This is a genomic window from Acinetobacter sp. LUNF3, from assembly GCF_022699605.1.
Lineage (GTDB): Bacteria > Pseudomonadota > Gammaproteobacteria > Pseudomonadales > Moraxellaceae > Acinetobacter > Acinetobacter johnsonii.
Genome location: NZ_CP093968.1, coordinates 2,323,213 through 2,346,372, shown reverse-complemented (window position 1 = coordinate 2,346,372; position 23,160 = coordinate 2,323,213). Strand labels below are relative to the sequence as shown.

At 41.4% G+C, this 23,160-nt stretch carries 20 protein-coding genes and 1 pseudogene; 13 read left to right on the top strand and 8 right to left on the bottom strand.

The window, feature by feature from the left end; genetic code table 11:
• Nucleotides 1-81: 81 nt before the first annotated feature.
• From MN200_RS11415 to MN200_RS11405, 3 genes are all read right to left on the bottom strand, one after another.
• The gene (locus tag MN200_RS11415; protein ID WP_010327236.1) at nt 82-708 is read right to left on the bottom strand and encodes a superoxide dismutase; all 627 of its coding nucleotides are present in this window, start codon (nt 706-708) and stop codon (nt 82-84) included.
• Nucleotides 709-917: 209 nt separating this feature from the next.
• Complete coding sequence (locus tag MN200_RS11410) at nt 918-1,538, bottom strand: superoxide dismutase (protein WP_242759408.1); 621 nt, start codon at nt 1,536-1,538, stop codon at nt 918-920.
• Between the two features lie 345 nt (nt 1,539-1,883).
• The gene (locus tag MN200_RS11405) at nt 1,884-2,642 is read right to left on the bottom strand and encodes a Nif3-like dinuclear metal center hexameric protein (protein ID WP_058870026.1); all 759 of its coding nucleotides are present in this window, start codon (nt 2,640-2,642) and stop codon (nt 1,884-1,886) included.
• A 168-nt stretch (nt 2,643-2,810) separates the two neighbouring features.
• Between MN200_RS11405 and MN200_RS11400 the strand changes: the two genes are divergently transcribed.
• The gene (locus MN200_RS11400; protein ID WP_010327233.1) at nt 2,811-3,989 is read left to right on the top strand and encodes a trypsin-like peptidase domain-containing protein; all 1,179 of its coding nucleotides are present in this window, start codon (nt 2,811-2,813) and stop codon (nt 3,987-3,989) included.
• 492 nt (nt 3,990-4,481) lie between these two features.
• On the opposite strand, the gene MN200_RS11395 is transcribed toward MN200_RS11400, so the two are convergent.
• From MN200_RS11395 to MN200_RS11385, 3 genes are all read right to left on the bottom strand, one after another.
• Nucleotides 4,482-5,444 carry a TIM44-like domain-containing protein gene (locus MN200_RS11395; protein ID WP_242759407.1) on the bottom strand — a complete coding sequence of 321 codons (963 nt, stop codon included), beginning with the start codon at nt 5,442-5,444 and terminating at the stop codon, nt 4,482-4,484.
• A 118-nt stretch (nt 5,445-5,562) separates the two neighbouring features.
• On the bottom strand, nt 5,563-6,954 hold the full coding sequence (gene radA, locus MN200_RS11390) for a DNA repair protein RadA (protein WP_004695771.1): 1,392 nt from the start codon (nt 6,952-6,954) through the stop codon (nt 5,563-5,565).
• 143 nt (nt 6,955-7,097) lie between these two features.
• Nucleotides 7,098-8,459 (bottom strand): sodium:alanine symporter family protein, encoded by a 1,362-nt coding sequence (locus MN200_RS11385; RefSeq protein ID WP_183172985.1) that lies wholly within the window; start codon nt 8,457-8,459, stop codon nt 7,098-7,100.
• A gap of 331 nt (nt 8,460-8,790) precedes the next feature.
• Between MN200_RS11385 and MN200_RS11380 the strand changes: the two genes are divergently transcribed.
• From MN200_RS11380 to MN200_RS11355, 6 genes are all read left to right on the top strand, one after another.
• Nucleotides 8,791-10,194, top strand: a complete 1,404-nt coding sequence (locus MN200_RS11380; protein ID WP_242759406.1) for an amino acid permease — start codon at nt 8,791-8,793, stop codon at nt 10,192-10,194.
• A 133-nt stretch (nt 10,195-10,327) separates the two neighbouring features.
• Complete coding sequence (locus tag MN200_RS11375) at nt 10,328-10,552, top strand: hypothetical protein (RefSeq protein WP_010327230.1); 225 nt, start codon at nt 10,328-10,330, stop codon at nt 10,550-10,552.
• 32 nt (nt 10,553-10,584) lie between these two features.
• Nucleotides 10,585-11,835, top strand: a complete 1,251-nt coding sequence (gene lysA, locus MN200_RS11370; RefSeq protein ID WP_242759405.1) for a diaminopimelate decarboxylase — start codon at nt 10,585-10,587, stop codon at nt 11,833-11,835.
• Between the two features lie 6 nt (nt 11,836-11,841).
• The gene (gene dapF / locus MN200_RS11365) at nt 11,842-12,687 is read left to right on the top strand and encodes a diaminopimelate epimerase (RefSeq protein ID WP_004695783.1); all 846 of its coding nucleotides are present in this window, start codon (nt 11,842-11,844) and stop codon (nt 12,685-12,687) included.
• Between the two features lie 154 nt (nt 12,688-12,841).
• Nucleotides 12,842-13,753 (top strand): tyrosine recombinase XerC, encoded by a 912-nt coding sequence (locus MN200_RS11360; RefSeq protein WP_058870070.1) that lies wholly within the window; start codon nt 12,842-12,844, stop codon nt 13,751-13,753.
• Nucleotides 13,754-14,086: 333 nt separating this feature from the next.
• On the top strand, nt 14,087-14,485 hold the full coding sequence (locus MN200_RS11355; RefSeq protein ID WP_058870020.1) for a hypothetical protein: 399 nt from the start codon (nt 14,087-14,089) through the stop codon (nt 14,483-14,485).
• Here MN200_RS11355 and MN200_RS11350 read toward each other — a convergent pair.
• Together MN200_RS11350 and MN200_RS11345 are read right to left on the bottom strand one after the other, a co-directional pair.
• The gene (locus MN200_RS11350) at nt 14,412-15,017 is read right to left on the bottom strand and encodes a GNAT family N-acetyltransferase (protein WP_058870019.1); all 606 of its coding nucleotides are present in this window, start codon (nt 15,015-15,017) and stop codon (nt 14,412-14,414) included. The genes MN200_RS11355 and MN200_RS11350 overlap by 74 nt on opposite strands.
• Nucleotides 15,017-15,511, bottom strand: coding sequence for an Lrp/AsnC family transcriptional regulator (locus MN200_RS11345; protein WP_058870018.1), 495 nt, complete (start codon nt 15,509-15,511; stop codon nt 15,017-15,019). The genes MN200_RS11350 and MN200_RS11345 overlap by 1 nt, the downstream gene beginning before the upstream one ends.
• A 114-nt stretch (nt 15,512-15,625) precedes the next feature.
• Between MN200_RS11345 and MN200_RS11340 the strand changes: the two genes are divergently transcribed.
• From MN200_RS11340 to MN200_RS11315, 6 genes and pseudogenes are all read left to right on the top strand, one after another.
• Entirely contained in the window at nt 15,626-16,231 is a 606-nt protein-coding gene (locus MN200_RS11340) for a LysE family translocator (RefSeq protein WP_058870017.1), read from the top strand.
• Between the two features lie 483 nt (nt 16,232-16,714).
• Entirely contained in the window at nt 16,715-17,467 is a 753-nt protein-coding gene (locus MN200_RS11335) for an electron transfer flavoprotein subunit beta/FixA family protein (RefSeq protein ID WP_005400499.1), read from the top strand.
• A gap of 17 nt (nt 17,468-17,484) precedes the next feature.
• Nucleotides 17,485-18,420 (top strand): FAD-binding protein, encoded by a 936-nt coding sequence (locus MN200_RS11330; RefSeq protein WP_004982561.1) that lies wholly within the window; start codon nt 17,485-17,487, stop codon nt 18,418-18,420.
• Nucleotides 18,421-18,715: 295 nt separating this feature from the next.
• Nucleotides 18,716-19,324, top strand: a pseudogene (locus MN200_RS11325) (hypothetical protein).
• A 306-nt stretch (nt 19,325-19,630) separates the two neighbouring features.
• On the top strand, nt 19,631-22,612 hold the full coding sequence (gyrA, locus tag MN200_RS11320) for a DNA gyrase subunit A (protein WP_242759404.1): 2,982 nt from the start codon (nt 19,631-19,633) through the stop codon (nt 22,610-22,612).
• Between the two features lie 73 nt (nt 22,613-22,685).
• On the top strand, nt 22,686-23,129 hold the full coding sequence (locus MN200_RS11315) for a hypothetical protein (protein WP_004982555.1): 444 nt from the start codon (nt 22,686-22,688) through the stop codon (nt 23,127-23,129).
• Nucleotides 23,130-23,160 lie beyond the last annotated feature (31 nt).

Genomic DNA, 23,160 nt, shown 5'->3' with positions numbered 1-23,160 from the left:
TGTTTGCTTTATAAATATGCGTTTAGGTAGCAAAAACAAAAAAACCGCTCAAAAAGAGCGGTTTTTTAAACAAGACGAATCTTATTTTTCAACGCCAGCAGCTTGGCCTGCATATTTCGCGTTTGCATAATCCCAGTTTACAAGACTTTCAAGGAAAGTTTTGATGTAAACAGGACGCGCATTACGGAAGTCGATGTAGTAAGCATGTTCCCAAACGTCAATGGTTAACACTGCAACTTTACCGTGTGCAAGTGGAGTGTCTGCATTTGAAGTTTTAAGGATAGAAAGGTTGCCATTTACTTCGTCAGCAACTAACCAAGCCCAACCTGAACCGAATTGAGTTGTTGCAGCAGCAGCAAACTCTTCAGCGAATTTTTCGTAAGAACCGAATGCTTCATCAATTTTCGCTGCTAAAGCACCTGTTGCTTTACCACCACCGTTTTTAGCCATACAGTTCCAGTAGAAGGTGTGGTTCCAAACTTGTGCTGCGTTATTGAAGATACCTGCTTTAGATGCATCACCAGCAGAAGCTGTGATGATTTCTTCTAAAGTTTTGCCTTCAAGGTCAGTACCCTTGATTAGGTTGTTTAGGTTAACAACATAAGTATTGTGGTGTTTGTCGTGGTGGAATTCTAAAGTTTCTTTGCTGATGTGTGGAGCAAGATCTTCGTAGCCATATGGAAGTGCAGGTAAAGTAATGGTTGTCATGTTTCATTCCTTGCAGATTTGCTGGGTTTTACTTTAAGTGCATTTATTGTAAATGATTCTATAGACAATAGGGCAGTCTTTTAATACACAAAATATGCAAAAAATTTCGCAAGGAGACATATACGATACACAAGATATCGTTAGAGTCTTTTGTACAGAATGTGTTCATTTTAAAAGACTCTAAGCTCTAGATGGATTGAGGTGTGTAATTAATTTTTAGTCTGCAACGCAGCATGGTAACGGCGATTTACTTCATCCCAATCGACCACATTATAAAAGGCATTGATATATTCAGGACGGCGGTTTTGGTATTTTAGATAATACGCATGTTCCCATACATCTAAACCGAGAATAGGGGTATGACCGTGCATAAGAGGGGAATCCTGATTTGCACTGCTTTCAACAATCAGGTTGCGTTCAGGTGTCACACTCAGCCATGCCCAACCACTGCCAAAACGGCTAATCGCGGCTTTGGTAAATGCATCTTTAAAAGCATCAAAACCACCGAGTTGCTCATCAATAGCCTTTGCCACAGCTCCAGTCGGTTGGCCACCACCTTGTGGACTCATGACCGTCCAAAACAGTGAGTGGTTGGCATGACCACCTGCATTATTGATCACCATCTTTTTAAGATCAGTAGGGACTTCATTGACTTTGGCAACCAAATCTTCCACAGACAGTTTCTCCCATTCTGTGCCTGCAATCGCGCCATTAATGTTATTGATGTAGGTTTGATGGTGTTTACTGTGGTGAATTTCCATCGTTTTCGCATCAATATTGGGTTCGAGTGCATCATAGGCATAAGGAAGAGCGGGTAAAGAATAAGCCATGTGTTTGATTCCTTTAATCATCAAAATTGTTTTATTGGGATTTTTTAAAGCAGTTTCATTATCTACTTAAAAGTTAATGAGAATCAATATGTTTATTATTTACAATATTGGAGTGCAGCGTAGCAATTTATATTGTTCGTATTGGGTTGAACGTTCAGCAGGTATAACAAATATCAAATGCAAAGCGTTTTTGAACTGATGCTATGTTTTGTTTTAAAAAGATGAAAGGCTAGGAATAATATTTTAGAAATTAATCATTTGCTGAAATGGAAGTGATGTCGGATGCCATGCAATGTAAGCGCATTGAAAGGACTGGGATGAAAATAGTCTCATCCCAGCGATTGCTTAGATCGGGTTATTTAACTCGAAATAAACATATTCAATATTAAATTGTTCTGAAATTGCTTGACCTAATCGCTGCACGCCATAGCGTTCAGTCGCATGATGTCCGCAAGCAAAATAATGTACGCCTAATTCTTTAGCTTCATAGAAGGTACGTTCACTGACTTCGCCTGAAATATAGGCATCACATCCTTGTTCTGCGGCTTTTACAATAAAATCTTGAGCACCACCGGTACAAAAACCAACTTTTTCAATCATGGTCTTGTCCGCAGGAAGATGGGTGACATCAAACTTTAATTTCTCAGATACAAACTTTTTAAACTCTTCCACAGGCATGGGCTGTTTTAAATAACCAATATTGCCAATAGGATGACGCTCAGATGGATCAAGTGCTTCAATACGTTCCAGTTTGAGCAAATCTGCAATCGCTGCATTATTTCCAAGACTCGGATGGCTGTCGAGGGGGAGGTGATATGCCAACAAAGAAATGTCATGTTGGATCAGACTCTTGATCCGTTTACCGCGCATACCTGTGATGGGGTAGGCTTCACCTTTCCAAAAATAACCATGATGCACCAGTAAAAGATCCGCATTTTCTCGTATCGCGGCATCTATGGCATCTTGCGATGCTGTCACCGCCGCTAAAATTTTACGCACTTCGGTCTTTCCTTCAATTTGAAGGCCATTCGGTGCATAGTCCTTAAACTCAGGTGATTTGAGGGTTTGATCACACCACTGAATAATGTCTTGTAATTTTGCCATATTGACTTAAAAACTCTTTTAAATTGATTACATCGGAAGCTATTGTTTATTGTAACTAAAGCATGACAAAACTCTTGCTTATTTTTGTGCTTCGGCTTGAATTTCGCTTTACAATAGGCATAAATTACTTAGTCATCAATGAATTAAAACATTTTAGAGGGTGAAATCGTGCGCAGGACCTTTTCCTGGTTACCTTGGGTATTACTCATTTTAGTCATTGCTGGATTTTTTGCTTGGCAACAGTATCAAAAGCCAAAAGCACCTGTGGCGTCGGACGGTATTAAGATGCCCGCTGAAAAAGTTGAGCCTTTAATTAACACCACGCGTACCGGTGGTGTAGTTTCTTATAGCGCTGCAGTGAAAGTGGCTGCACCAGCAGTAGTAAATATTTTTACCACGCAAAAAGTCAAACAGCTTGACCATCCATTACTCAATGATCCTGCGTTCCGTGAATTTTTTGGCAATCAAATTCCAGATCAGTTTAGCCAAAATAAAAATGAAAACAGTTTGGGGTCAGGTGTGATTGTTCGCCCAGATGGTTATATTTTGACTAATAATCATGTAATTGCTCAAGCTGATCAAATTGTTGTGGCATTACAAGATGGTCGTCGCGCAGTGGCAAAAGTGATTGGTACCGACCCCGATACCGATTTGGCTGTGATTAAAATTGAGCTGGCAAATCTGCCTGTTTTACCCTTTAAGCTAAGTGGCAACGAAGTGGGTGATGTGGTCTTGGCCATTGGCAACCCATTTGGCGTAGGTCAAACCGTTACGCAGGGTATTATCTCTGCTACAGGACGCTCTGACCTGGGCATTAACACTTATGAAGACTTCATTCAAACCGATGCTGCGATTAATCCCGGCAATTCTGGCGGTGCTTTGATTGATGTCGCGGGGAATTTGATTGGAGTGAATACGGCGATTTTCTCTCAGTCAGGTGGGTCTTTAGGTATTGGTTTTGCCATTCCTGCAAGAATTTGTCAGCAAGTACTGAACTCCATTCTTAAAGATGGTCGTGTGGTACGTGGTTGGCTAGGTATCAGTTTATTGCCTGTTGAACAAGTCAATATCTTAGAGCCTAAAGGGCCAGGTGTGGTTGTCGCGGATGTGTTGAAAACGGGACCTGCTGCAAAAGCTGGTTTAAAGAAAGGCGACAAGATTGTGAAAGTGAATGATGAAGTGATTACTTCAACCTCACATTTGATTAATTTTGTGGCTTTACAACCGCCAAATAGCACCATTCAGATTTCACTTGAGCGCGATGGCAAACCTTTAGATGTTGCTGTGGTTGTTGGGGAAAGAAAAGAGCAAAATCAGGACTCTCAATTTATCCCATTACCTGAATAAGATTAAAAAACATAAATAAAAAATGCCTCTTTATAGAGGCATTTTTTATGAGTAGATGATTTACAGTGTGAATATTAAATGCAGAGCATGATCAATAAAAACCCTGTGCATTTTAAATGCCTAAGATTGGTAAATCATGATCTTAGTTTTAGTCGAAAATCAAAGCTCACTTATTTTTAGATATTGCCCATTCGCATCAAGCATTCATAACGCGATGAACTTATTTGTGTGGAGGTATAGGTCGAAGCTAAAAGAAGGTGTATGACTGAGGATGCATTGTACAGCCTTTCATTACGCTTGTTATTTAACATAGATGATAAGTTTTACTTCTAGGAAATGTTGAGCTTAACTTTTAAAAAACCATTGCTGTTATCGTTTTGAATGGTGTTTTTGTTTAAGCGAGGCGCTGATGACTCGGTTGAATCGATCGGAGGATTTATTAAGGCACAAAAAAAACAGCAACCGAAGTCGCTGTTTTTATATATCTAGAAATTATGCTTCTTGTTGGATACCCGCAACGAGCCAGTCTTGGGTAGAACCAGCTGGTTTTACAAAGTGCCAAACTTCAGCAAAAGGTTGCGGTAAGCTGTTGAGATCTTCACTTACTGTACCAGTAAAACGTACGCTAACCACGTATTGGCCATTTTCTGTCGCAGAGTCCGCAACCATCGCATTAAGGTTTGAAAACTCAGCTACATCTTGATCTTGATTCGCCATAATGTCTTGATACATAGACTGGTAAAGATCAGGTGTTAAGTAACGCTGAATTTCAGAAATGTTACTTGCCGTGTTCATCGACTGAATATGATTGAAACGTTGACGAGCAATACGTAAGAAAGCCGCAGGTTCTGTACCGTCTGGCAGCTGACTACCACTATTGGTATAGGCAGCACCAAAAGGTGCATTGTTTTGTGGTGCAGCAGCTGAACCACCTACAGACTGACCAAAAATATTGCTGTTGTCATTTGATGTACGTGGTGCAGATTGTTGGCCAAACGGTGCTTGAGTTGAACCATTGTTTGGCGCGTATGGATTAGCTGCTACTTTTTTTTTTGCGCCCATTTTACGGAAAATGAAGAAGGCAACAGCAGCGGCAAGAAGAATCCAAATCCAGCTCGGAATACCACCTTTTTCTTCCTGTGCTTGCGCTTGAGAAGCAGAGTTATCATCTGCCAATGCATTTGCAGCTACAGCACCAATTGCAGCACCCGCTACACCCGCCGCAACCATACCACCGACGCCTGGACCAGATTTAGCTGGAGCTGTAGCGGGCGCGGTCGGTTGTTGAGCTGGAGTTGCTTGACGAGGTTGTTGATAAGACTGAGTTGGTGCAGCTTGACGGCTCATGCCGTGGCTTTTACCACCACCTGCACGTTTAGCTTCTGCAGCTAAGGGTGCAACTAAAAGAGCCGCTGTTAAAAAACCAGCAATCAAACCACGCTGTCGAACTTCCATCAAATTTTCCTACTCTATAAAAAATAAATTTTAACTCTACCTTTATGCAGCCTTTCATCCTAAATTTCAATAAAAAACGTGTTTATTTTATGAGAAATTAAAATGGATGGAATTTAGCTTAGTTGAGTTCATCGCTTAAGCTCATGGCTTCAGTGAGTGCCTCATGTAAGCGAGCCACAGCGATGACCTTAACCCCAGCAATGTCTTTTTGCGGTGCGTTACCTCGCGGTAGAATAATGTACTTAAAACCATGTTTAATGGCTTCTTTTAAGCGTTCCTGCCCATTAGGGACTGGGCGAATTTCCCCGGAGAGTCCTACTTCACCAAAAACAGCCAATTGTTGTGGCAGCGCTTTACCTCGCAGACTCGATGCACAGGCCAATAAGACAGCCAAGTCAGAGCCTGTTTCCGTGATTTTTAAACCACCGACAACGTTGACGTAGACATCTTGTCCAGATGTTTGCACGCCACCATGGCGATGCATCACCGCCAAGAGCATATTTAAACGGTTTTGTTCTAAACCTAAGGCGACTCGGCGCGGTTGACCATGTGCATCATCAACCAAAGCTTGAACCTCAACCAACAGAGGACGTGTGCCTTCACGGCTGATCATCACGATTGAGCCTGCAATGGCTTCATCATAACGGCTTAAGAAAATGGCTGAAGGATTCGCTACTTCTCTTAAGCCTTTATCGGTCATGCCAAAAACCCCGAGTTCATTGACTGCACCAAAACGGTTTTTAACAGCTCGAATCATCCGATAACGTGAGTCGGACTGACCTTCAAAGTACAGAACACAGTCCACCATATGTTCAAGCACACGTGGACCAGCCAGTGCACCTTCCTTGGTGACGTGTCCGACGATGAACAAGGCTGTGCCACTATTTTTAGCAAAACGAGTTAGTAAAGCAGCAGATTCGCGAATTTGAGAAACGCCGCCCGGCGCTGACTGGAGTGTTTCGGTATACAGGGTTTGAATGGAATCTAAAATTGCCACGGCGGGACGCTCATGGGCAAGCATTTCACATATCCGCTCGACACAGGTTTCAGCCATGACTTTGAGTTTATCTGTGGGTAGATCAAGACGATTTGCACGCAAAGCCACTTGAGAGAGTGATTCTTCACCTGTGACATACAATGCCGCACTGTTGGCCGCGGCCATATGCGTTGCCGTTTGCAATAAAATGGTCGATTTCCCGATGCCCGGATCACCGCCAATCAGCACCACGGAACCCGTGACGAGACCACCCCCAAGCACACGATCAAACTCACCAATTCCTGTAGCCAGTCGAGTCTCATGTGAAACTGAAATTTGATTTAAGGTGCTAATAGCAGCAGCTTGACCTGCATAGCCGCCACCCATTTTGGGCTGCGCACGATGTGTGACTGCAGGTGCAATATTGACTTCAACTAGACTATTCCATTCTCCACATTCAGAACATTGGCCCGCCCATTTTGAATGGTCAGCGCCACATTGTTCACAGCGGTAAACACTTTTTGCTTTTGCCATACCTTATTTGATGCACTATTTGGAGTATTCGATGGTTCAACAGCATACAGAGGATTGGATTTGAAATGAATGCTCTGAATCAAAAAGCCACCCGAAGGTGGCTTAGCGATTGAAGATTTTATAAATTTGCTTTGAAAATAGCCTTAGTACAACTCACCTGATTTACGTTTTTCGACAAAATCACGCGACTCTTTCACAATCACGGTCGACAGCAATAACAAGGCAATTAAGTTTGGAACTGCCATTAAACCATTAAAGGTGTCGGCAAATAGCCAGACTAAATCAAGAGATGCCACGCAACCAATAAAGACTGATGCGATGTAAATGAGACGGTACAACAGAACATACTTTTCACCGAGTAAATAAGTACAGCATTTTTCGCCGTAATAGCACCAACCTAAAATGGTGGAGTAAGCGAAGAAAACAATACCAAAAGTCACGATCCAGCCTCCGACACCCGGCAGTAATTGGTTAAAAGTATGGGTAGTTAATACCGCGCCTGTTTCGCCACCAAAACTATTGCCCGCCATAATAAAGCCCATAACCAAAACGATCCCTGTAATACTACAGACGATAATGGTATCGATAAACGTACCTGTCATTGAGACTAAGCCTTGACGTGCAGGGTGGTCGGTTTTTGCAGCAGCGGCAGCAATGGGTGCTGAACCCATCCCTGCTTCATTTGAGAAGACGCCACGAGCAACACCGTAACGAATGACGGCACCGATTGCACCACCTGCTACAGCTTCACCCGTAAAGGCATCACGGAAGATCAGTTCAAGTGCAGGCATGACGAGTTCAAGATGGTTGAAGATAATAATGAGGCCACCGAGGACATATCCAATTGCCATAATCGGAACGATGAAAGAAGCTGCTTTAGAAATAGATTTAATCCCGCCTAAAATAACTAAAGCGGAGAATACAGTAATGACGATACCTGTGATCCATGTTGCAACTCCCGTACTGTTTTCAACAGCGAGAGCAACTGTGTTGGATTGCACTGAACTGCCAATCCCAAAAGACGCTAAGGTGCCAAATAGTGCAAAAATCAGTGCTAACCATTTCCATTTTAGGCCGCGTTCAATGTAGTACATTGGACCGCCAGACATTTCACCTTTTTCATTTTTGATTCGGTATTTAACTGCCAGTACACCTTCACCATATTTGGTTGCCATACCGAACAGGGCTGTCATCCACATCCAAAATACCGCACCTGGGCCACCAAGGACACAAGCGGTTGCAACACCGGCGATATTACCCGTACCAATGGTGGCAGAGAGTGCCGTCATGAGGGATGCAAAGTGCGAGATATCTCCTGTATGAGAATGTGCTTGGTCATGTTTGCCAAAGACTTGTTTAAAGGCCAGAGGCAACATGCGGATTTGCCAGAAGAACAAGCGTAATGTGAGGAATATCCCTGTTCCGACAATGAGGACCAACATATAGGGTCCCCAGACCAAACCACTGATAGTTTCCATAAAAGTTTGTAAACTTTGTGTATTCATTTTTCTTTTAGTCCTCTATATTTTAAAACTTGTAATTTCTAGAAAAATTTTGAGTTTTATTAAGCAATTGATATGCCACAGTCATGCTTCCTGCACGATTTTTTATTGATTTTTAGTCTTGTTGTATTTGTTACACGGAAATTTATTTTTGACAAGTGTTTTGCTGATTTTTTCAACAGGAACTTTTACGTGTCCTTTGTCGTATTAAATATAAGAAAAATTAATTAACTTTTCAAAAGATGTTGAAAATATAGATTAATACAATTTTATTTTTATTTTTTTGTTCTTTTCGGGTAATTTTGGCGACTGGAAATAAAAGATGACATCAAGAATGAGTTTAGAAAATACAGAATCGACCTCTGAACAGGGTGATTTAAAACGGAGTTTATCCAACCGACATTTACAACTCATTGCGATTGGCGGTGCGATTGGTACAGGTTTATTTATGGGGTCGGGGAAGACGATTAGTCTCGCTGGGCCATCGATTTTAATCATTTACATGATTATTGGTTTTATGGTGTTTTTGGTCATGCGCGCGCTTGGCGAATTACTGCTTTCTAACTTGAAGTACAAATCGTTTATCGATTTCTCTACCGATTTGATCGGACCGTGGGCGGGCTATTTCGTTGGTTGGACCTATTGGTTATGTTGGATCACGATTGGTATCGCGGACTTATCAGCCATTATTTATTACCTTCAGTTTTTTAATGGAGGGATGCCGTTCACACCTGGGGAAGGGGTGATGATCAGTGTTGCGGCCATTGTGTTCATCATGGGCTTGAACTTGGTCACGGTGAAACTGTTTGGTGAGCTAGAGTTCTGGTTTGCACTAATTAAGATTATTGCCATTGTGGTGTTGATTGCCGTTGGTTTATGGATGATCTTTACAGGGTTCACTTCAACCACGGGTGAAATTGCATCATTTAGTCATCTTTGGTCACATGGCGGAATGTTCCCAACAGGCGTGACAGGCTTCCTTGCTGGTTTCCAAATTGCGATCTTTGCCTTTGTGGGTGTAGAGCTGGTCGGTACCACGGCTGCTGAAACCAAAGACCCAGAGAAAAATTTGCCTAAAGCGGTGAACTCGATTCCAATTCGTATCATTGTTTTCTATGTGCTGTCTTTAGTGATTGTGATGTCAGTAACACCATGGAACGTAATCGATCCAGCGGTTTCTCCTTTTGTGAACTTATTCAGTCAAGCGGGTATTGCAGCTGCAGCAATCATCATGAATTTGGTGGTGTTATCTTCTGTGATGTCATCAATGAACAGTGGTGTGTTTTCAACGTCGCGTATGTTGTTTGGTTTGTCTCGTGAAGATCAAGGGCCAAAAGCATTTGGGCATTTAAACAAGCGTGCTGTTCCTGCAAATGCATTGTACTTTTCAGCCATTTGTTTACTGTTAGGTGCTGCACTACAGTACTTTGTACCAAATACCGTTGAAGCCTTTACTTTGGCAACTACACTGTCGACGATTTTGTTTATCTGTGTCTGGATTATGATTATCTGGAGCTACATTGTGTATTACAAAACACGTCCAGAGTTACATGTAAAATCGACCTTTAAGCTACCGGGTGGTCTGTTTACCTGTTGGTTTGTGATTGTTTTCTTTATTGGTGTGATCTATGTGTTATCACTAGAAGCCGATACCATGAAAGCTTTAATGGTGAGTCCGATTTGGTTCATCATTTTGATTATTGGTTATTTTGGTTTCTACAAACCGAAACATAAATAATCGATGCGATTGAGAAAAACGCCAGTCTTTAACTGGCGTTTTTTTTTAACTCACTATAATCTTTAGCGCTTAGTGGTTTGGTCATGTATGTTGATCAGGTTATACTTCTTCAAAATATCAAATAGGTGATCAGATGCGTTCTGTCATTTGCTGCATCAGTGTCTTGGTGATGAGTACTGCATTCGTCGGTTGTGGTCAGTCTGGTACATTACATATGCCAAATGATCCAAACTACGACAAGCGAGCGAAATATTTGCTTTATAAAGACGCAGCATCTAAGCCGTCTGTACAAAAGGAAGATACAGCGCCCGTTAAGCAAGAGTTTGCTGCACCTTCAGTTGAAACCAATCAGCCTTAATACCTTAAACGCTTCATAGAAAGGATACATTCATGAGTTTTACCCGCAATCATGGGGTTTTGCACGCTGAGCAATGCTCGCTGCAACAGCTTGCGCAGCAATTTGGTACACCACTGTATGTTTATTCAAAAGCGACTTTTGAAAAACACTTTACAGAGATGGATCGTGCTTTTGACTTTATCGATCATCAAATTTGCTTTGCGGTCAAGTCGAACTCAAACATTGCGGTATTGAATGTCCTTGCGAAGCTCGGTGCGGGTTTTGATATTGTGACCGGTGGAGAACTGGCTCGTGTACTAAAAGCGGGTGGCGATGCTTCTAAAATTGTCTTTTCGGGTTTAGGTAAAACTGAGGTTGATGTTCAAAAAGCATTAGAAGTGGATATTGCATGCTTCAATGTAGAGTCTCATGCAGAACTGGATCGTATTCAAAAAGTTGCAGCGAAGCTCGGTAAAAAAGCGCCGATTTCATTGCGCGTCAATCCAGATGTAGATGCGAAAACGCATCCTTATATTTCAACAGGTTTGAAAGAAAATAAATTTGGGATTCCGTCAGATACAGTTTTTGAAACCTATCAATATGCTGCAACGCTGCCGAATTTAGACATTATTGGGATTGACTGCCATATTGGTTCCCAACTGACTGAAACACAGCCTTTTGTGGATGCGCTAGATCGTGTGATTGTGATGATCGATCAGCTTAAAACCATGGGTATTCAGCTGAAACACATCGACATTGGTGGTGGTTTAGGCGTGACCTATAAAGATGAAGTGCCGCCTACCGTTTTTGAATATGCCAATGCAATGAAGCCCGCTTTAGAAAAACTGGGCTTGAAAGTGTATATGGAACCGGGACGCAGTATTTCGGCAAATGCAGGAGTACTCCTGACCAAAGTAGATTTACTCAAACCGACTATTCACCGTAACTTTGCGATTATTGATGCAGCTATGAACGACTTGATTCGTCCTGCACTGTATGAAGCATGGATGGATATTCAGCCCGTTACACCGCGCTCAGATGTCGAGGCAAAAGAGTGGGATGTGGTTGGTGCGATTTGTGAAACAGGTGATTTCTTAGGTAAAGAGCGTGTGCTTGCACTCAAAGAAAATGACGTACTGGCGGTATTAGGTGCTGGCGCTTATGGTTTTGTTATGAGTTCAAATTACAACAGTCGCGGTCGTGCCGCTGAAGTGATGGTGGATGGTGAAAACGCACATTTGATTCGTGAGCGTGAAACCATTGAGTCGCTTTGGGACAAAGAACGTTTATTGCCTGAAGGATAATTCAAGATGTTATTAGAATTTACCAAAATGCATGGTCTAGGCAATGACTTTATGGTGGTTGATTTAATCAGCCAAAGAGCATTCCTTGATACTGTCACGATTCAACGCTTGGCGGATCGTCATTTCGGCATCGGTTTTGATCAGTTGTTGATAGTCGAGCCACCCGATTTACCTAATGTCGATTTCAAATACCGAATTTTCAATGCCGATGGTTCTGAAGTTGAACAATGTGGTAATGGCGTGCGCTGCTTTGCACGCTTTGTACATGAGCGCCAGCTCACTACAAAGACCAAGATTAAAGTACAAACCAAGGCTGGAATTGTAGAACCCGAACTTGGTCAAAATGGCTGGGTACGCGTGAATATGGGCTATCCAAAGTTCTTGCCACAGGAAATTCCATTTATTGCGGATGCACCAGAAGCTTTGTATGACATTGCTTTGGCGAACAATGAGCAATTGACCATTGATGTGGTGAATATGGGTAACCCTCATGCAGTTACTATCGTTCCTGACGTGATTACAGCTGATGTTGCACGTCTAGGGCCTCAGGTTGAATCGCATGAGCGTTTTCCGCAGCGTGTGAATGCAGGGTTTATGCAAATCATTGATGAAAAGCATGCGCGCTTACGAGTGTTTGAACGTGGAGTAGGCGAAACCTTGGCCTGTGGAACAGGAGCTTGTGCGGCTGCGATTTCAGGTATGCGCCGCGGTTTACTCGATTCGTCTGTTGAGATTGAGCTAGCAGGTGGTAAGTTGCATATCGAATGGCGTGAAGGTGATGTGGTTTGGATGACGGGCCCAACCTCAAATGTCTACGAAGGACGTATCGATCTGAGTTACTATCAAAACTAAGTTTAGCGTCACACAAGAAGCACTGATTCATCAGTGCTTTTTTTATGAAAAATGAACATAGGCATATAAAGAGCTGAGACAGTGCTACTATGTAAAAGCCAATTAATTTTTCACCGAATAGAACTATAGAGGCTGACTTGTGACTTTTGAGCCGATGCAACTGCTCGCGATGTGGTTAAAACAACGAGAAATACAAAATCAGTCTGTTCATACTTTGCAGGCCTATGAACGAGATGTGTCTGATTTTTTGCTATTTTGCGAACAGAAAAAGCTTGAGTTGGGCGATGTTGAAGCCACTGATTTACGCGAATTTATTGCACAAAAAGTTGAATATCAACAGTTGAGCTCTAGTAGTTTACAGCGGATGTTGTCTTCTATTCGTCAGTTTATGAAATGGGCTGAGCAGGGGCAACACTTGGCTTTTAATCCTGCTGATGACTTTCAACTTAAACGTAAACCTCGCCCTTTACCAGGTCTAGTGGATATTGAAACCATCAATCAAATTTTGGATCAGGCCTTGCCTGAGAAAGAAGTCGAACAGCAAATGTGGTATCGAGACAAAGCTTTGCTTGAGCTGCTTTATGCCAGTGGATTACGCTTAGCGGAAGTGCAGGGCTTAAGAATTAAAGACATCGACTTTAACCGACAGTTACTGCGTATTACAGGTAAGGGGAATAAAACTCGGGTTGTACCTTTTGGTTCAAAAGCCAAAGATGCGGTAATGAAATGGCTGAGCATTTATCCGCTGTGGAATGGTGATTTTGTGCCAGATGCACAAGTTTTTATTACTCAAAAGGGCAATCCTTTGGGGATGCGCCAGATTGAAAATCGGGTCAAGTTTCAGGCACAGCGCGCAGGAGTAAATATCGATCTGCATCCGCACTTACTCCGTCATTGTTTTGCTAGTCACATGCTGTCAAACAGTGGTGATTTGCGCGCAGTGCAGGAAATGTTAGGTCACAGTAACTTAAGTACCACCCAAATTTATACCCATGTCGATTTTGACAGGCTGGCTCAAGTGTATGATCAGACACATCCAAGAGCACAGCAAAAGGTGAAAACTTAGTTCATACATACTTTAAAAATAGTGTCACATAATGCATGCACTATAGCGCTGTGCTTTAGGTTAAATGCCAAAGGTCAGAACAAACGGCGTAAACACATCCGTAGATAACTATTGTACGCATGTACGCACTAGGGCGGTCTGTGAGATTCGGCATTATTCTTGCTTTAATCAACTTGATCAATAAGTAGCAATGATCGCTCACTTTTGTTAGAAAAAGTGTGATTATGAACTTTTGTAGAATAATAAATCGGCAAAAAATAGAGTATAAACTTAAAAGAGGATGGGCTGAATATTCCAGTTTAATGAAACGGTAGATTTAAGCTTATATTGAAGATGACAAATGTGAAAATAGGTCAGTATATGATTTCAGATATACAAGTAAAGTATGATCAACTCAACTCCGCGCAAAAAGAAATTTTTGCGGGCTATGGTTTGCGTCAGGTCAAACACTTTGTTGAAATTAGTTTAGCCAATATTGAACCTGTACTGCCTGAAAATGCATTTGTTCAAGGCGTCAATGCAGCAGGTAAAGTTCAGGCTTTTAATGCAGAGACTGGGCAATACTATTTATGGATTTCCGATTTACAGTGGCAAGCGACTGCACAGCCCTCAAATAGCATTGATTTGAAAGATGACTTTCTTGAAGTCTGGAAAATTTTTAATCTTGGACAATATGAATTGATTGATTTAAGTCATATTCATCGTGATTTTTTAGAAAGTCAGTTGGCTTAATAGCATAGAGTGTATGTCGAAGCAGTGGGCTATTTTGGTCGAGTTTAGGATGATTAAAATAGCCACGATGTTGCATGCCGAGACGTTTCACTACCGCTTCAGAAGCCCTATTTTGAACTGCGGTAAAACCAACAACTTCATCCAGTTTTAAAACAGAAAAAGCAAAATATAGACAAGCCTGTGCAGCTTCTGTGGCATAACCCTGATGCCAAAACTTCGAGTCCAATCGCCAACCAATTTCGACACAGGGTGAAAAATCAAAGCACTCCGGTTGAGCATGTAAGCCTGTAAATCCAATGAACTTCTGACTATGCTTCAGTTCGACTGCCCAAAAGCCCCAACCATTTTGATTGATGAATTGCTGAAATATTTGCGCAAGGGCATCGCTTTCTGTTTGCGTGAGTGGATGAGGAAAATAACGCATCACTTGAGCATCGGCATTTAACTGCACAAATGCAGGAAAGTCATCTGCGCGCCAAGCTCTTAGACGTAAACGCGCTGTTTCTATCGCAAAATTTAAATGCGCTGACATTAGATTTCATTAAGCGGGAGTTGGAAACTTTGTTTAATGATTTGACTTGGCAAGTCTGTTTTGACACTGGTAATGCCATTTTTTTTGGTCAAATGTGTGGATTGGAATTCACGATAGCTTTCTAAATCAGGTACTACAACTTTCAGCATTGCATCGCATTCCCCTAAAATAATGTAGCATTCCATGACTTGTGGAAGTTCTTTCATGGCTTCAATAAAGGTGTCGATGGTTTCGGCATCTTGACCGACCAGCCAAATACGCGAGAACAGAATCAGTTGAAGGCCAATTTTTTGTGGATCGACCACTGTGGTATAATTTTGAATGACGCCTGCTTCTTCTAATAGTTTGACGCGTCTTAGGCACGAAGACGGTGATAGACCGATTTCTCGTGCTAAGTCATTATTTTGAATGCGGCCATTGTCTTGTAAGTGGCGAATGATATTTTTATCAATACGGTCAAGTTTTATGCGCACAGACTTTGGTGATTGTTTCATATCTTAGAATATAATTTGAAAAATACGTTTTATTATAGAATAAATTGAAAGCCAATTTTGTATTATTTCGCACATACTAATTTTCACTTTCTAATAGATGAAAGGGGAAAGGAAATGTCTGTATATGTACTCTTTGCACTGACCGTGCTGCCGCTGATTTTTACACCTGGGCCAGATATGTTATTTATTCTGTCTCAAGTTATGGGCAAAGATGCAAAAGCAGGCATGATGGCGACTGTCGGCGTATGTACAGGCTATTTACTACATTCAATTTTAGTGGCTTTGGGTATTGCTGCCATTATTGTGTCTTTCCCGCTTTTGTTTGAAACCATCCGTTGGTTGGGCATTGCCTATTTGTTGTATTTGGCCTTTGGTTTATTAAAGTCGGTTTTTAGTTCTAAAAAATTGCAACTAGACCGAAAAACGGAAAATAACCCAATCAAAAAAGGCTTTTTTACCGCACTGTTAAATCCCAAAGGTATGCTTATTTATTTTGCAATCTTGCCACAATTTATCGATAAATCAGCCAACACTGTCAGTCAAGGTTTGATTTTGTCTTTACTCTTTATCGCGATGATTTTTGTGGTCTACTGTAGTTTGAGTCTAGTTTTTGCAAAATTGACACAGAAGTCCTCAATAGATGAACGTAAGCAAAAATGGATTGATGGCACTTCAGGTGGTCTGTTGGCTTTGGCCGCGACATGGCTGATTGCCAATTAAACTCAGAGAAGCATGTCCGAATGGCATGCTTTTTTTTTTGAGGAAGTTTTTTAGATTGCCTAATAAAGCAGCAATATTGTGTCATCGTATGTCTGGAATATTGAATATTTGAATCTAAGGATGTGTGATCTATCTTAAATGACAGATTTGTGAAGCCTGATAAAGATGTAAACAGGCAGTCAATCATCTATTTGATGGTGAATATTAGAGAAAAGAAATCAAATCTTTGAATAATGTAAATCAGATAAAAATATAATAAAAATCATAACTTAATCTGAGTGCGATTTTGTGCAAATATAGTGCGTACAAAAAAGTATGAACGCGTCGTTCAGCTAAATTTACGCATTTTTACAGCTCTTTGGTGAATTGTGACTTGACCGAAATGCCGTACACATTGCAAGATAGGGCACCTAAAAAAATTTAAGTGAAGAGTTAAACTAACTTTTCTCAACATTTACATTTGCTAAAACAGCCGAGGATTACATGAAGGCTCTTGTTGCTGTAAAACGTGTGGTTGATGCCAACGTTAAAGTTCGCGTTAAGCCGGACAACAGTGGTGTTGACTTAACCAACGTTAAAATGTCAATTAACCCATTCTGTGAAATTGCAGTGGAAGAAGCGGTTCGCTTAAAAGAAAAAGGAACTGTTTCAGAAATCATCGTTGTTTCTATTGGTCCTAAAGAAGCGCAAGAGCAAATCCGTTCTGCAATGGCGCTTGGTGCTGACCGCGGTATTTTAGTTGAAGCTGATGACAGCCAACTGGGTGCTTTAGAAATTGCGAAAGTGTTGAAAGGCGTTGTTGACGCTGAACAACCTCAGTTGATTCTTCTTGGTAAGCAAGCAATTGATGATGACTCTAACCAAGTTGGCCAAATGCTTGGTGCGCTTCTAGGTGCAGGTCAAGGTACTTTTGCTTCTGAAGTTAAAGTTGATGGCGACAAAGTACAAGTAACTCGTGAAATCGACGGTGGTTTACAAACTGTTGAACTTGCACTTCCAGCGATCATCACCACTGACTTACGTTTGAACGAGCCACGTTATGCTGCTCTTCCAAACATCATGAAAGCGCGTAAAAAACCGCTGGATACGAAGTCTCCTGCTGATTTTGGTGTTTCTACGACAACTAAACTTAAAACAGTTAAAGTTGAAGCGCCTGCTGAACGTAAAGCAGGCGTACAAGTGAAGTCTGTAGACGAACTTGTAGAAAAACTAAAAAATGAAGCGAAAGTGATCTAATACAGAAGGATAAAATCATGAGTATTTTAGTTATCGCTGAGCACGACAACAAAGCACTAAACGGTGCAACTTTAAACGTTGTTGCTGCAGCTCAAAAAATCGGTGGTGATATCACTGTATTAGTTGCTGGTTCTGGCGCTCAAGCTGTTGCTGATGCTGCTGCAAAAGTTGCGGGTGTAAGCAAAGTATTACTTGCTGACAACGCAGTCTACGCAAACCAATTGGCTGAAAACGTTGCAGCTTTGGTTGCAGATATTGCTAAAGGTGGTTTCAAACACGTATTGGCTGCATCAACTACAACGGGTAAGAATATTCTTCCACGTGTGGCTGCACTTCTTGATGTCAGCATGATTACAGACATCATTGCTGTTGAATCTGCAAATACGTTCAAGCGTCCAATCTATGCAGGTAACGCGATTGCAACAGTTCAGTCTGATGAAGCAATCATTGTTGGTACTGTACGTGGTACAGCATTTGACCCTGTCGCTGCTGAAGGTGGTTCTGCTGCGGTTGAAGCTGTAAGCGAAGCAAAAGATGCGGGTATCTCTAAGTTTGTTGCTGAAGAGATCGTAAAATCTGAACGCCCAGAATTAACTGCTGCGCGTATTGTGGTTTCAGGTGGTCGTGGTGTAGGTTCAGGTGAGAACTACCATACTGTTCTTGATCCATTGGCTGACAAATTGGGCGCTGCTCAAGGTGCATCACGTGCTGCGGTTGACGCAGGTTTTGTTCCAAACGACATGCAAGTCGGTCAAACAGGTAAAATTGTTGCACCTGATCTGTATATCGCTGTAGGTATCTCTGGTGCGATCCAGCACTTGGCGGGTATGAAAGACTCTAAAGTGATCGTTGCGATCAACAAAGACGAAGAAGCACCGATCAATGCAGTAGCGGATTACTGGTTAGTAGGTGATTTGAATACCGTTGTTCCAGAGTTAGTATCTAAAATCTAATTCCTGACAACGTTTCAAAAAACGCTTTTGTGCAAGCAGTTTAAGCAATGCTTAGCTGTCATGTGCAGGAGCGTTTTTTTATGTGCGTAAATCAATCTCAATATTATAAAAAATCAAAATTACTCGATATTTATTTTGTTATTTTAAGTCCTTGTATTTTGCAAATAATAATGAAAATTTAAGCATTTCTTAAGATGAGTGTGCATCTGAATATTCAGATTTATGATACTATTTGCCATCCATTTTTAAGCTTAACTTACACAAAACATTTTTTGTTAAGTTGGGGGTTGTAATCTTGCTGATTGATACGCGTGTATCTTGGTCTGTTCTGATCGTTTCTGTTCTGTGTCTAATTTTTCCATTTTTAGCTGATCTGCAGTTTCCACTTTTAGGTGGTGCTGTTGTACGTGGTGTGGAAAATATTTAAGCGTTACTTTTATTCATATTTGCTGCATTTAGCTATTTTTACATGCAACCGATGCGTCTTCCTGAGGGTAAAAAGTATTTTTGGATCTGGGCTGTGTTGTGGTGGTTGCTTTTGTTTGGACGTAGCACCAGTTGGGGTAGAGACTATTTCCCTGAAGTCCCAAAAGTATATTTTCGTGGCATCTCGGTAGTTTTGATTGGTTCAGTCGTATTTATGTTGTTGGTTAAACCATTGCGCCATGAAATTGCGACAAAAATGAAGAACATTACGATACCTGCTTGGGCAATGCTGCTCACGGTGTTGGGTTTGATTATTTCTGACGGCATTGAACACAGTCGCATTTATGGTGGAATTTTCTTACATCAGATTGCATATAAAGACCTTATGGAGGAGCTATATGAGTTTCCTTTAATATTGGGCTTGTTTATGGTGGCATTTCATATTATGCGGCGCGATAAGCAAGAGATCGATCAGTAAGTCTAAAGATAGGCAAGACATGGCTTAAAGCTCTCAAAAATGAGGGCTTTTTTGCATCTTATGAAACGTTAACAGGGAATGTGATGGAGCTGTAAATGTCCATCCTATACATGTGTAAAAAATAACCCCTAAATTAAAGAAAATTAACGAGATTAACTGTGGTGACGTGACACAAAAATTAGAGTGTTTATGTTATAATTTACGGCTATATTTCAGTTTTTAGTTCAGTATTTTGAACTAATAATTTTGCAAGTTTTACGACATATAAATGCAAGCGGTTTTACGTTTGTAGAATAAGGAGTATGCATGAGCGTATCGGAAATCAGACCGATTGCGATTGAGGATGAACTCAAGAACTCGTATCTTGACTATGCAATGAGCGTGATTGTTTCTCGTGCTTTGCCAGATGTTCGAGATGGTCTAAAACCTGTTCATCGTCGTGTGCTTTATGCAATGCACGAATTGGGTAATGACTACAACAAAGCTTATAAAAAGTCTGCCCGCGTGGTTGGTGATGTGATCGGTAAATATCACCCACACGGTGATTATGCTGTTTATGAAACCATTGTTCGTATGGCTCAAGACTTTAGCTTGCGTTATCAATTGGTTGATGGTCAGGGGAACTTTGGTTCGGTTGATGGCGATAGCGCAGCTGCAATGCGTTATACCGAAGTTCGTATGCGTAAGTTGACTCATGAAATCCTTGCCGATCTTGAAAAAGATACGGTGGATTGGGAAGATAACTACGACGGTTCTGAACGCATTCCGCAAGTGATGCCAACGCGTATTCCTAACTTACTGATTAACGGTACTACAGGTATTGCTGTGGGTATGGCGACCAATATGGCGCCGCACAACATGACTGAAGTAGTGAACGCTTGTTTGGCCTATGCTGAAAACCCAAATATTTCAATTGAAGGATTGATGGAATATATTTCGGGTCCAGACTTTCCTACTGGTGGCATTATTTACGGTAAAGCGGGCATTGTTGATGCTTACCGTACGGGTAAAGGTCGTTTGCATATTCGTGGTAAATACCACTTTGAAGAAGACCAAAAAACAGGTCGCACCACGATCGTTTTCACAGAAATTCCATATCAAGTCAACAAAGCGAAAACCATTGAACGTATTGCTGAGTTGGTGAAAGAGAAAAAACTGGAAGGTATTTCTGAACTACGTGACGAATCTGACAAAGACGGGATGCGTATTGCCATTGACTTAAAGCGTGGTGAAAACGCTGAAGTTGTGGTAAATAACTTATTCCAAAACACGCAGTTGGAAAACTCTTTTAGCATTAACATGGTGTGCTTAGACAACGGCCAGCCAAAGTTAATGAACTTGAAAGACATTGTTGCGGCATTTATTCGTCACCGCCAAGAAGTAGTGACGCGTCGTACCATGTTTGAATTGCGCAAAGCACGTGAGCGCGGCCATATTTTAGAAGGTTTGACGGTAGCATTAGCAAATATTGATGCGATCATTGAAACCATTAAAACTTCTGCAAACCCAGCTGAGGCGCGTGAGCGTTTACAAGCAGGTGAGTGGGCAGCTGGGAATGTAATTGCACTGCTTGAAAAAGCAGGTTCTGTTTCTGTACGTCCCGACGAAATTGAAGGTGAAGACCCAAGTCGTCCGTTTGGTTTAGATGGTCAGATATATCGTTTATCGCCTGCACAAGTTGGTGCGATTCTTGAACTTCGTTTGCACCGTTTAACGGGTCTTGAACAAGATAAGTTACAAGCTGAATATACTGAAATTTTAGGTCAAATTACTGAACTCACAGCGATTTTAAATGACTTCAATTTATTGATGGCAGTGATTAAAGAAGAATTAGCTTTAATTTTGCAACAATACGGCGATGCGCGTCGTACCGCAATTGTTGAGTCTCGTATTGACTTCTCTCGTGAAGATTTAATTCCTGAAGAGCAAGTGGTACTGACTGTTTCAAAAACAGGTTATGCGAAAACTCAACCACTTTCAGACTATGCTGCGCAGCGTCGTGGTGGACGTGGTAAATCTGCGACCTCGATGAAAGAAGATGACTACATCCAGCATCTGATTGTGACATCTAACCATGCCACAGTGTTGTGCTTTACCAATGTTGGTAAAGTCTATCGCCTGAGAGTGTTTGAAGTGCCTCAAGCATCGCGTGGTTCGAAAGGTCGCCCAATGGTGAACTTATTGCCACTGGATGCCGATGAGACAATCACAGCAATTCTTCCTGTGATTGATGCGCCGAAGAAATTTAAAGAACGCTTAGCTGAGTTCAAAAACTTTGTGCGTAGCAATGTCGCGACATTACGTGAAAATAGTATTATCGACGCGCATTATGAAGCGTTAAAAGCTTCATTCGATGAGTTGGCAGAAGATGCTGATGAACTCTCTGATGCATTACGTAAGCAATTGAAAGAATTGGGTGTTGAGCTTTCAACAACAGATTTGGACAATGAAACAGTTGTTGAATTTGCTGATCTTGCAGAGAAAATGCGGAAGAATTTCTTTGTATTTATGGCAACAGCATCTGGTACAGTCAAGCGTGTTGAATTAGAGCAATTTAGTAATGTTCGTTCAAATGGCTTACGTGCGATTGAGCTAAAAGAAGAAGATACCTTGATTGGTGTTGCAATCACCGATGGCGAACAGCAAATTATGTTGTTCTCAAATGAAGGTAAAGCAATCCGCTTCTCTGAAACTGATGCACGTGTGATGGGACGAACTGCAAAAGGGGTACGTGGTATGCGTGTCACTTTAGCTGCAGCCCAGACCGAAGATGATGTTGAAACCGACACAGATTCAGATGATGAAGAATCTTCTGATTTAAATGTGGCAAGCCGTATTGTTTCATTAGTTGTTGTGCCTGAAACTGGCGAAGTACTGTGTGCTTCTGCAAATGGTTATGGTAAACGTACGCCAGTAGACGACTTCCCAACCAAGAAACGTGGTGGTAAAGGTGTTATTGCCATCAAAACATCTGAACGTAACGGTGAGTTGGTAGGTGCGGTTGCCATTGATGAATCTAAAGAGCTGATGTTGATTTCTGATGGCGGTACTTTAGTTCGTACTCGTGCCTCTGAGGTTGCTAGAACGGGTCGTAATGCACAAGGTGTACGTCTGATTCGTTTAGGTAACGAAGAAATCTTGGTCGGTGTCGTTGCTGTTGAAGCAGTTGAAGTCGAAGATGATATTTTAGATGCTTCTATGGAAACAACTGAAGAAACTGTGGTTGACGAAGTAAATGTAGATGCATCTGAAAATACAACAGATACCAATACATCGAACGAAGACTAACTGAATGAAAAAGAAAAGGGCGCTTCGGCGTCCTTTTTCATATTGGCGATGACCGAGTGGTGGATAAGATTTTATGAAAGCAAAATTACTGGTTTTGAGTTGCGCGTTGGCTTTAACAGCGTGTGATAAATTGGGACAACAGGCATTGGATTCGATCCCAAATCCGAGTCCTGCTCAAGAGAAAGCAGCTCAGCAGGCTTATCAAGCCTTTACTCAGGGCGATTTTCCGCAGCTATATACTTATTTTGAGCCAGAGTTACAGCGTAAATTTAAAACTCATGAAAAAGACATGCGAAAATTTGCAAAATCGATTCCTAAACAAGCCATAACGACTCAAAAAATTGTATCGAAACACATTGAAAAATCGACGGAAAAACCAAGTTTGTATGCAGTTACCTATGAGTATGCTTATAGCAATAAAAACCTAGTTCAATACGATGTTGGTTTTGATAAAGCCGGCGGAAGCACAAAAATTCGCAGCTTTGATGTCAAACTTTATGGGGCTTCAACGGATTAAATTGGTAGGATTGTTATCAATAGGTTCTAAA